Source organism: Acidovorax sp. HMWF018 (genome assembly GCF_003061035.1).
Classification (GTDB): Bacteria; Pseudomonadota; Gammaproteobacteria; order Burkholderiales; family Burkholderiaceae_C; genus Acidovorax; species Acidovorax delafieldii.
Genome location: NZ_QAIM01000423.1, coordinates 36106 through 38318, shown reverse-complemented (window position 1 = coordinate 38318; position 2213 = coordinate 36106). Strand labels below are relative to the sequence as shown.

The window sequence follows — 2213 nt, the reverse complement described above, 5'->3', positions numbered from 1 at the left end:
CAGCAGGCGCAGCACATGGGCCACGCCCGCAGCACCTGCATTGGCCAGGCCCCACACGGCTGGGCGGCCCACCAGCACGGCGGAGGCGCCCAGCGCCATGGCCTTGAGCACATCGGTGCCGCGCCGGATGCCGCCGTCCACCAGCACCGGCGCCTTGCCCTGCACGGCCTGCACCACACGGGGCAGGGCGGTGGCGGTGGAGGGGGCCGTGTCCAGCGTGCGCCCGCCATGGTTGGACACGATGAGGCCCGCAGCGCCCAGCGACACGGCCTGGCCCGCGTCGGCGGGGTGCAGCACGCCCTTGAGCAGCACCGGCAGCCGGGTGATGGACTGCAGCCACGCGATGTCGTCCCACGTGGGCGCATGGTGGAGCAGGCCGTCGAACAGGGCGCTCTGGCTGGGGCCCAATGCGGAAGGGGTGGGTGCCTGCAGGCCTGCCAGGTTGACCGGGCCCACGCCGGGCGGCAGCCGAAAGCCCGCACGCCGTTCGCGGTCGCGCACGCCGCTGGTGGGGGCATCCACCGTGAGCACCAGGGCCTCGTAGCCGGCCGCTTCGGCGCGCTGCACCAGCGCCTGGGTGAAGCCACGGTCGGGTTGCAGGTAGAGCTGAAACCACAGCGGGCCGCGCCCCGGGTCGGGCAGGACGGCCTGGGCCACGCTCTCCAGCGACACGCTGGCCTGGGTGCTGAGCACCACGCCCGCGCCCAGCGCTGCTGCGGCGTAGGCCATGGCCAGTTCGCCGTCGGGGTGCGCCAGGCGCTGGAAGGCCACGGGTGCGAGCAGGATGGGGTGCGCCAGCGTGCGGCCCAGCAGGGGCACGCGGGTGTGCCCACCCGCCAGCGGCCGCAGCACGCGGGGCCACAGGGGCAGGGCGTCCCAGGCGCTGCGGTTGGCGTGCAGACTGATCTCGTCGGCCGCGCCGCCACTGAAGTACGCCCAGGCGTTGTCGTCCAGCTGCGTGCGCGCGTGTTGCTCGTGGTCGGCCAGGGTGACCAGGCCCGGGGGGATGGTGTGGCGTGCAGGAAATTGGGTCATACAAACAAAAATAGCACCAAGCGCTAGTGGATCATGCGCTGGGTGCTATCAAAATAATAGTTCTTGCGGGGTGTCTCATACCCTCGGTCGCAGCCGTGGGGTAGGGGCCTGCGGTTCACACATCGGCCCACATGCGCAGCAGGTTGTGGTACGTGCCCGACAGCGCGATGGCCGACGGGTCGGTGTCGCCGTGTGTCTGGCGCAGCTTGAGCAGGGCCATGTCCATGTCGAACAGCAACTGGCGCTGCTCCAGCCCGCGCACCATGCTCTCCACCCAGAAGAAGCTGCTCACGCGGTGCCCGCGCGTGACCGGCGCGACCTGGTGCACGGTGCTGCTGGGGTACAGGATCATGTCGCCCGCAGGCAGCTTGATGCGCTTCTCGCCCAGGGCTTCGTCAATCACCAGCTCGCCGCCGTCGTAGTCCTCGGGCGGGGTGAGGAACAGCGTGCACGACAGGTCGCTGCGCACCCAGCAGCTGTCGGCGCGGGAGTGCATGACGGCGCTGTCCACATGGTTGCCATAGTAGTTGGCGCCATCGCCATACTTGTTGAACAGCGGGTTGTAGATGCGGCGTGGCAGCGCGGCCGAAAAGAAGAGGGCGTTGCGATTCAACGCGGCCTTGACCAGGCCCTGGAGCTGGGCGGACAGCTCGCTGGCTTGTGCGAGCTGCAGGTTGTTTTTCTGGTGCACCGCCTGGCCGCCCGCGCTGCGGGCGCCGTCCACCCAGGGGGCGTCGGCCGCCCAGAGCTTTTGCCGGAAGAACGCGACCTCGTCGGCGGTGAGAACGTCTTGGATGTGCAGGAACATGGAGCCATTGTGAACCGGCCCCGGGCAGTGCCGGGGCCGGTTCATTCGAGGGACTTCAGAGGTGCGTCAGAAGCGTGTCTTCAGCGTCAGCTGCACAGCGCGCGGGGCGCCGGGCGTGTAGAAGCCGCGGTACAGGCCTTCGGCATACGTGCGGTCGAACAGGTTGCTGACGTTCAGCTTCAGCGAGGTCTTGTCGTCAAACGCGTACTCGGCCATGGCGTCCACCACGGCAAAGCCGCTGGCGTACACGGCGCGCGAGCCCTCGGGGTTCTGCTTGGCGCGGTATGTCAGGCCAGCACCCACACGCAGCTTGGAGGTGACGGCGTAGGTGCTCCACACGCTGCCGCTGTGCTTGGGCGTGAGGCCGGGT

At 69.5% G+C, this 2213-nt stretch carries 3 protein-coding genes; all 3 read right to left on the bottom strand.

Annotation, left to right across the window (positions count from 1 at the left end):
- On the bottom strand, window positions 1–1035 hold a 1035-nt coding region (locus DBR23_RS17585), incomplete at its 3' end, for an alpha-hydroxy acid oxidase (RefSeq protein WP_108499100.1).
- Between the two features lie 115 nt (window positions 1036–1150).
- Window positions 1151–1843, bottom strand: a complete 693-nt coding sequence (locus DBR23_RS17580; RefSeq protein ID WP_108499099.1) for a Fe2+-dependent dioxygenase — start codon at window positions 1841–1843, stop codon at window positions 1151–1153.
- Window positions 1844–1909: 66 nt separating this feature from the next.
- On the bottom strand, window positions 1910–2213 hold a 304-nt coding region (locus DBR23_RS30945; RefSeq protein WP_233250530.1), incomplete at its 5' end, for a TonB-dependent receptor domain-containing protein.

Coding starts and splice junctions, on each gene's coding strand:
- DBR23_RS17580 (WP_108499099.1), bottom strand. CDS start 1,843: ATGTTCCTGCACATCCAAGACGTTCTCACCGCCGACGAGGTCGCGTTC.